This is a genomic window from Kribbella sp. (assembly GCF_035687465.1).
Taxonomy (GTDB): Bacteria; Actinomycetota; Actinomycetes; order Propionibacteriales; family Kribbellaceae; genus Kribbella.
On the sequence record NZ_DASRXP010000634.1, the window covers coordinates 1 to 7,402 of the forward strand.

Genomic DNA, 7,402 nt, shown 5'->3' on the forward strand with positions numbered 1-7,402 from the left:
CCGCACGCTGTCCGGCCAGACCGTCGAGGCGTTCTGGAGCTCGGTCGAGCACGCCAAGCCGCTCGTCGTCGGCGTGAACTGCTCTCTCGGTGCAGCCGAGATGCGCCCCCACGTCGCCGACCTCGCTCGATTCGCCGACACCTACGTCGCCTCCCACCCGAACGCGGGTCTCCCCAACGCCTTCGGCGGGTACGACGAGACGCCGGACCAGACGGCCGAGCTGGTAGGGGAGTTCGCCACCTCCGGTCTGGTCAACATCGTCGGCGGCTGCTGCGGTACGACGCCGGCCCACATCGCGCGGATCGCGGAAACCGTGCAGGGACTGAAGCCCCGCGTGGTCGCGCCCGCCGACACCGCCACCCGGTTCAGCGGACTGGAGCCCTTCAAGATCGGCCCGGACACCGGGTTCGTGATGATCGGCGAGCGGACCAACGTGACCGGCTCGGCCCGGTTCCGCCGGCTGATCGAGTCCGACAACCACCAGGCCGCGGTGGACGTGGCGCTGGAGCAGGTGCGCGGTGGCGCCAACCTGCTGGACGTGAACATGGACGCCGACCTGCTCGACAGCGAGCAGGCGATGACGACCTTCCTGAATCTGATCGCGACCGAGCCCGAGGTGGCCCGGATCCCGATCATGATCGACAGTTCGAAGTGGACCGTGCTCGAGGCCGGGCTGAAATGCGTGCAGGGCAAGGGCGTGGTCAACTCGATCAGCCTGAAGGAAGGCGAGGAGGAGTTCCTCGAGCGCGCCCGGCGGATCCGCGACTACGGCGCGGGTGCGGTGGTGATGGCCTTCGACGAGCAGGGCCAGGCCGACACGGTCGAGCGCAAGGTTTCGATCTGCGGACGCGCTTACGACCTGCTCACGGGGATCGGCTTCCCGGCCGAGGACATCATCTTCGACCCGAACGTGCTGGCCGTCGCCACCGGCATGTCCGAGCACAACGGCTACGCCAAGAACTTCATCGAGGCGCTGCCGCTGATCAAGGCACGCTGCCCAGGCGTCCACATCAGCGGTGGTATCTCCAACCTGTCGTTCTCGTTCCGCGGCAACGACGTGGTGCGCGAAGCGATGCACTCGTCGTTCCTGTACCACGCGGGCAAGGTCGGCCTGGACATGGGAATCGTCAACGCGGGCCAGCTCGCGGTCTACCAGGACATCCCGGCGGACCTGCTGGAGCTCGTCGAGGACGTGATCTTCAACCGCCGCGACGACGCCACCGACCGGCTGGTCAGCTTCGCCGAGAACGTGAAGGGCAAGGGCACCAAGCGCGAGGTCGACCTGACGTGGCGGGAGGGCACCGTCGAGGAGCGGCTCTCGCACGCGCTGGTGCACGGCATCGTGGACTTCATCGAGGACGACACCGAGGAGGCCCGGCTGACCCGGAAGCGGCCGCTCGAGGTGATCGAGGGTCCGTTGATGGACGGCATGAAGATCGTCGGCGACCTGTTCGGGGCCGGCAAGATGTTCCTGCCGCAGGTGGTGAAGAGCGCCCGGGTGATGAAGCGCTCGGTCGCCTACCTGGAGCCGTTCATGGAGGCCGAGAAGGAGCTGGCCCGGCAGGAGGGACGCACCGAGGACGTCCGCGGCCAGGGCAAGGTGGTGCTCGCCACGGTCAAGGGCGACGTGCACGACATCGGCAAGAACATCGTCGGCGTGGTGCTCGGCTGCAACAACTACGAGGTCATCGACCTGGGCGTGATGGTGCCGGCGGCAAGGATCCTGGACACGGCCATTGCGGAGGGCGCCGATGTGGTCGGCCTGTCCGGGCTGATCACGCCGTCGCTCGACGAGATGGTCGCCGTCGCCGCCGAGATGGAGCGCCGCGGGCTCAAACTTCCTTTGCTGGTTGGCGGTGCGACCACCTCGAAGCAGCACACCGCGGTGCGGATCGCGCCGGCGTACGACAACACCACCGTGCACGTGCTGGACGCGTCCCGGGTGGTCGGGGTCGTCTCCGACCTGCTGGACCCGAGCCGCGCCGGAGAGCTTGCCGTTAGCAACAGTGCCGCGCAGGAGGTGCTCCGGGAGCAGCACGCGAACAAGCAGCGCAAGCCGGTCCTGCCGATCGAGCAGGCCCGCGCGAACCGCGAGAAGGTCTCGTACGGCGAACTGCCGGTGCCGGCGTTCACCGGCCTGCGCCGGGAGTCGCCGGATCTGCGTGCCCTGCGGGCGATGATCGACTGGCAGTTCCTGTTCCTGGCCTGGGAGCTGAAGGGCAAGTACCCGGCGATCCTGGACCAGCCGGTGGCACGCGAGTTGTTCGACGACGCGAACACCATGCTCGACCAGATCATCGCGGAAGGATCGTTCACGGCCGAGGGTGCGTACGCTTTCTGGCCGGCGCACAGCGAGGGCGACGACATCCTGCTGGACGGACTGGACGAGTCGTTCCCGATGCTGCGGCAGCAGACGGAGAAGCCGGCCGGCCGGGAGAACCGGTGCCTGGCCGACTACATCGCGCCCGCCGGCGACCACCTGGGCGGGTTCGCCGTGGCGATCCACGGTGCCGAGGAGTTGGCAGCGCAGTACGAGGCCAAGAACGACGACTACAAGGCGATCATGGTCAAGGCACTGGCCGACCGGCTGGCCGAGGCGTTCGCCGAGTGGATCCACCTGGAGGCGCGCAAGGCGTGGTTCGAGCCGGATGTCCAGCCGGTGCTGGCGGACCTGCATGCCGAGCGGTTCCGGGGGATCCGGCCGGCGCTGGGCTACCCGGCGAGCCCGGACCACAGCGAGAAGAAGTTGCTGTTCGACCTCCTCGAGGCGGACAAGCTCGGCCTGGCGCTGACCGAGTCCTTCGCGATGACCCCGGCGGCTTCGGTCAGCGGCCTGATCTTCGCGAGCCCGGAGGCGAAGTACTTCAGCGTCGGCCGGGTCGGCAAGGATCAGATCGAGGACTACGCCAAGCGCCGCGGCATGGACCTGGCCGAGATCGAGCGCTGGCTCCGCCCGAACCTGGCCTACGACCCGGACTGATGTCACACCTGCCTGCGGTAGTTGCTCTCAGAGGTAGCAAGCAACTACCGCAGGAAGGGTGAAGCAGTGGACACATCGACCGAGGTCTTCCTCCAGCAGCGCGAACTGCTGTTCTCGATCGTCTACACGATGCTCGGCAGCGTCGCGGACACCGAGGACGTGCTCCAGGAGACCTGGCTGAGCTGGTCGACCCGGGGCGGCATCGAGAATCCCCGGGCCTATCTGGTGCGGATCGCGGTGAACGCCGCGCTGGCCCGGCGTACCAGCATCAACAGGCGACGCGAGCAGTACGTCGGGCCGTGGTTGCCCGAGCCGGTCGTCACCCCCGCCGACCCGGTCGAGCAGGCCGAGGCGGTGTCGATGGCGATGCTCGTCGTACTGGAGACGCTCAGCCCGCTGGAGCGTGCGGTGTTCGTGCTGAACGAGGTGTTCGGTTACCCGCATCCCGAGATCGCCGAGATGCTGGATCGCAGCCCGGCGGCGATCCGGCAGGTCGCTCATCGTGCCCGGGAACACGTGCAGGCCAGACGGCCCCGGTTCAAAGCCGAGCCGGAGGTCCGGCTGGCTGTCACCGAAAGGTTCATCGCGGCCGTCGTCGGTGGTGATCTCAACGCGCTGCTCGAGGTGTTGGCGCCGGACGTGACGCTCTGGGCCGATGGTGGCGGCAAGGCCCGCGCGGCCGGGCTGCACCCGATCCAGGGCCGGGACAAGATCGCCCGCCTCATCGTCGGCGATGCCTTCCGCCGGCCGATCCCGTCGCTGGGCGTCCAGTACCGGACGGTCAACGGCGATCCCTCGGCGTTGCTGCTCTCCGGCGACACCCCGTTCGCGGTCATCGTGCTGGATCTCGACGGGGATCACATCACCGGGATCTACGCCGTCACCAACCCCGACAAGCTGTCCCACCTCGCTGTCACGGGGGACGGCCGATGAAGCTCACGATCTTCGCCGCGACCGGTGGCACCGGCCGGCAGCTGCTCGACCAAGCGATTGCCGCCGGCCACGAAGTCACGATCGTGGTCCGGAATCCCAGCGTCCTCACCAGGAACGTCCCCACGGTCCACGCCGACCTGATCTCAGCGGATCCGGCCGTGCTCCAGGAGGCAGTGGGTGGCGCCGACGCCGTGCTGTCCGCGCTCGGGCCGCGGGGCAGGGCCGAGGCAGGTGTTGTCTCCCGCGGCACCCGGGCCATCATCGATGCGATGGAGGCCACGGCGGTCCGCCGGCTGGTACTCGTCAGCGTCGCCGGCATCGCGAATCCGCCGGGGCCAGGCACGCGGCCGGTCGTGGAGAAGGCGCTGAGTGGGATCGCGAACATCGTGCTGCACAAGCACTACGCCGACATCGCCCTGATGGAAGGCATGCTGCGAGCCAGTGAGCTGGACTGGACCTCGGTCGCCGTGCCACTGCTGAACGACGAGCCGCTGACGGGTTCCTATCGCGTTGCCGTTGGCAAGGAGTTGCGGAAGGGCCTGAGGCTGTCCCGGGCGGATGTGGCGCACTGCATGCTCGGCGTACTGGATCGTCCGGACACCATCCGGCAGACGATTGCGGCGGCGTACTGAGATGAACACTGCCGCTGTTGTCGTCGCTTGGGTGACGGTTGCCATCAATACCTTCTCCGGGATCGCGGCCCTGCTGCACTGGAAGGCGATTCTGCCGGGCATGGTCAAGGCCGGCGTACCGGAGTCCTGGCTGACGTTTCCGATCGGGACGCTCAAGACCGCCGGTGCCGTGGGCCTGCTGATCGGCCTCGTCGGGGTGCCTTTGGTCGGGACCGCCGCCGCGATCGGTCTGGTCCTGTTCTTCGTCTGTGCGCTTTACACGCACATTCGCGCTCACGACTACTCGGCTCAGTTCGGGCTGGCCAATTTCTTCCTGGCCATGGCTGTCTCTGCCCTTGTGCACGAGCTGTCATTACAGTGACGGGATGATTCTGCGCCCCGCCGAAGCGGCTGACGCCGATGCCGTCGCCTCCATCTGGTACTCCGGCTGGGGCGACGGCCACGTTGGCAACGTGCCCGACGAGCTCGTGGCGATCCGGACCAAGGAATCGTTCTGGACCAGGGTTCCGGACCATCTCGTCGACACCACCGTGGCGGTTGTCGGTGACGAGGTCGCCGGATTCATCATGGTGGTCGGCGACGAGGTGGAGCAGGTCTACGTGGCCCGCGAACACCGCGGCGCCGGCGTGGCGGGAGCGCTGCTGGTCGAGGCCGAGCGCCAGGTGAAAGCGAACGGTCACGACCAGGCCTGGCTGGCCGTTGCCACCGGCAACGCTCGGGCCCGCCGCTTCTACGAGCGCAGCGGCTGGATCGACGGCGGCGCCTTCGATTACCCCGCCCCCGCGGACGGCGGCCCGATTCCGGTCCCATGCCACCGCTATCTGAGGAATCTCACGAACTGAGCCGCAGTCGCCTGGTTGCCGGTACTGCGAGCAGCAGGCCGGCGCAGAGCACTCCGAGCACAGCAGCGAAAACCAGGAGTGGTCGTTCACCAGTCACCGACGCCAGTGGTCCGGCCACCGAACGGCCCAAGGCCATCGCCACCAGCGAACCGGCCACGTCGTACGCGTAGACGCGGTTGAGCAGGTCGGCCGGGATCTGGGTCTGGACCGTGGTGGCCCAGATGACCGACCAGAAGGCGATCCCGGCCCCCGCGACGGCCCAGCCGATCACCAGCACCAGCAGGTTCGGCCGGAGCGCGGGATCAGCGGGTAGATCGCGAACAGCGCCCAGCCGATCGCGCCGGCCGCCAAGGGACGAGTACTACGGACCCGGATCGCCAGCGTGCCACCCAGAGCACCGCCGGCGCCGAGGGCAGCCATGCCGATGCCGAGTGCGGTCGAATCGAGATCGTTGACGATCAGCTCTGAACGCGACCAGGCAGGCCGCGCTGATCCCGTACGTCGCCGCGTAGATCGCGAAGACGGCACCTGGTCCGGCGATGCTGACCAGGACACTCGCCAGAGCCGGACCGAGGATGGCGGCCATGGACTCGGCGACCCGCAGTACGCCGTTCGCCCGCTGGATGTCGTTCGCGACCTGCGGGTAGCCGACGCCGGCAGCGCCGTACCCGGCTTGCAGGACGCCGACCGACAGGGCGACCGGCAGCATCGCGTCGCCCAGCAGCGAGGTGGTGCGGGCGCCGAAGTACAGCCGGAAGTTGGCCGACCAGAGGGACGACGGTGGTGCCTCCACCGCAAGTTCGATCGCGCAGCTCATCGCGGTCTCCAGGCGTCGGTGATGCATCAGCAGCTAATGATGTGTCGCTAAAATATCACCAACAGATGATGTAACGTCAAGAGCTGCGAACAGAGACAGTGGGTAATCGCCTACGGAGGTTTCCCCCCGAGTTGGCTGCGGTGGCACTGCATCCGCTGGCGCCGGGGTTAGTTTGCTTTTGCAAGCATTACCCGTCTCTTGGGAGTTGCCATGTTCCTCCGTTCCTGGCGCCGGCCCTCACGCCGGCTGATCCTCACCGGCGCCGCCACCCTGGCCGTCGCCTCCGTTGCCGGCGGTGTCGCGTACTCCGCCGGCGTCGCCTCCCAGCAGCCGGCGATCCAGACGTCGACCCCGCGGACCGAGCACCAGGTCACCAACATCGACGTCCTGCGCCAGCAACTCCGCAACTACTACGGCGATCCGCTCGGAACTGGGGTCTTCGGGCCGCAGAGCAACTACGCCAAGGAGGCGAAGTCGGTCGCGTCCGACGGGGAGCGCTGGCTGGCCACCCGCCGCCATCCCAAGGGCACGAAGGCGATCCTGCTGGACGTCGACGACACCTCGCTGGCGACCTGGAACTACGAGATCGTCAGCAACTGGGCCTTCAACCCGGCCACGAACGGCACCTTCGTCACCGAGCAGCGCTTCCCGGCGGTGCCCGGCATGGTCGACCTGGCGAAGACGGCCGAGCGGGAGGGGTACGCGATCTTCTTCCTGACCGGCCGCGGTGCCGCCCAGGAGCAGGCGACCCTCGGCAACCTGACCGCGGACGGCATCGGCGTCGACGCGGGATTCCCGAAGCCGACCGGGCTGCCCAATGGCGAGGACGGTCTGTTCACCAAGCCGGCCGTCGCCGACTACCCGGCGTACCTGAAGACGGCCTGCGCGAGCGACCCGAACGGCGCCTGCACGACGATCCACTACAAGTCGGCCACCCGTGCGCACATCGAATCGCTCGGCTACGACATCGTGGCGAACTTCGGTGACCAGTTCAGCGACCTCAAGGGCGGGCACGCCGACCGCACCTTCAAGGTCCCGAACCCGAACTACTACCTGCCCTGAGCTGGGCAGGTCAGTCGCCGACGGACTGGTGGTGGCGGGCGAAGACCCGTCCTGCCAGTTCGCGGCGGCTGCGGACGCCGACCTTGGTGAGGATCGACTTCAGGTGGCTCTGAACCGTGTGCGGTGAGACGAACAG

General features: G+C 68.0%; 9 protein-coding genes. 6 read left to right on the plus strand and 3 right to left on the minus strand.

Features of this window, described 5'->3' with window-relative positions:
* The 5 genes from metH to VFG33_RS33880 all read left to right on the plus strand — a co-directional run.
* The coding region (metH, locus tag VFG33_RS33860) for a methionine synthase (RefSeq protein WP_325057086.1) at window positions 1-2,980 on the plus strand (2,980 nt) is incomplete at its 5' end.
* Between the two features lie 66 nt (window positions 2,981-3,046).
* A complete protein-coding gene (gene sigJ / locus VFG33_RS33865; RefSeq protein WP_325057087.1) occupies window positions 3,047-3,913 on the plus strand; it encodes an RNA polymerase sigma factor SigJ in 867 nt (288 codons plus the stop codon).
* Entirely contained in the window at window positions 3,910-4,545 is a 636-nt protein-coding gene (locus tag VFG33_RS33870; RefSeq protein WP_325057088.1) for an NAD(P)-dependent oxidoreductase, read from the plus strand. Before sigJ ends, VFG33_RS33870 begins: the two co-directional genes overlap by 4 nt.
* 1 nt (window position 4,546) lies before the next feature.
* A complete protein-coding gene (locus tag VFG33_RS33875) occupies window positions 4,547-4,906 on the plus strand; it encodes a DoxX family protein (RefSeq protein ID WP_325057089.1) in 360 nt (119 codons plus the stop codon).
* 4 nt (window positions 4,907-4,910) lie between these two features.
* Window positions 4,911-5,387 carry a GNAT family N-acetyltransferase gene (locus tag VFG33_RS33880; RefSeq protein WP_325057090.1) on the plus strand — a complete coding sequence of 159 codons (477 nt, stop codon included), beginning with the start codon at window positions 4,911-4,913 and terminating at the stop codon, window positions 5,385-5,387.
* Here VFG33_RS33880 and VFG33_RS33885 read toward each other — a convergent pair.
* Window positions 5,377-5,664 carry an MFS transporter gene (locus VFG33_RS33885; protein WP_325057091.1) on the minus strand — a complete coding sequence of 96 codons (288 nt, stop codon included), beginning with the start codon at window positions 5,662-5,664 and terminating at the stop codon, window positions 5,377-5,379. The two genes, VFG33_RS33880 and VFG33_RS33885, sit on opposite strands and share 11 nt — an antisense overlap.
* Window positions 5,665-5,748: 84 nt before the next feature.
* Window positions 5,749-6,231 (minus strand): MFS transporter, encoded by a 483-nt coding sequence (locus tag VFG33_RS33890; RefSeq protein WP_325057092.1) that lies wholly within the window; start codon window positions 6,229-6,231, stop codon window positions 5,749-5,751.
* 183 nt (window positions 6,232-6,414) lie between these two features.
* On the opposite strand from VFG33_RS33890, the gene VFG33_RS33895 reads away from it, so the two are divergent.
* Entirely contained in the window at window positions 6,415-7,266 is an 852-nt protein-coding gene (locus VFG33_RS33895) for an HAD family acid phosphatase (protein WP_325057093.1), read from the plus strand.
* A gap of 10 nt (window positions 7,267-7,276) precedes the next feature.
* On the opposite strand, the gene VFG33_RS33900 is transcribed toward VFG33_RS33895, so the two are convergent.
* On the minus strand, window positions 7,277-7,402 hold the full coding sequence (locus tag VFG33_RS33900) for a LuxR C-terminal-related transcriptional regulator (protein ID WP_325057094.1): 126 nt from the start codon (window positions 7,400-7,402) through the stop codon (window positions 7,277-7,279).

What these genes read in the sequence shown, in the direction of transcription:
- VFG33_RS33870 (WP_325057088.1), top strand. Translation starts at nt 3,910, where the DNA reads ATGAAGCTCACGATCTTCGCCGCGACCGGTGGCACCGGCCGGCAGCTG.
- VFG33_RS33890 (WP_325057092.1), bottom strand. Translation starts at nt 6,231, where the DNA reads ATGCATCACCGACGCCTGGAGACCGCGATGAGCTGCGCGATCGAACTT.
- VFG33_RS33880 (WP_325057090.1), top strand. Translation starts at nt 4,911, where the DNA reads ATGATTCTGCGCCCCGCCGAAGCGGCTGACGCCGATGCCGTCGCCTCC.
- VFG33_RS33895 (WP_325057093.1), top strand. Translation starts at nt 6,415, where the DNA reads ATGTTCCTCCGTTCCTGGCGCCGGCCCTCACGCCGGCTGATCCTCACC.
- VFG33_RS33875 (WP_325057089.1), top strand. Translation starts at nt 4,547, where the DNA reads ATGAACACTGCCGCTGTTGTCGTCGCTTGGGTGACGGTTGCCATCAAT.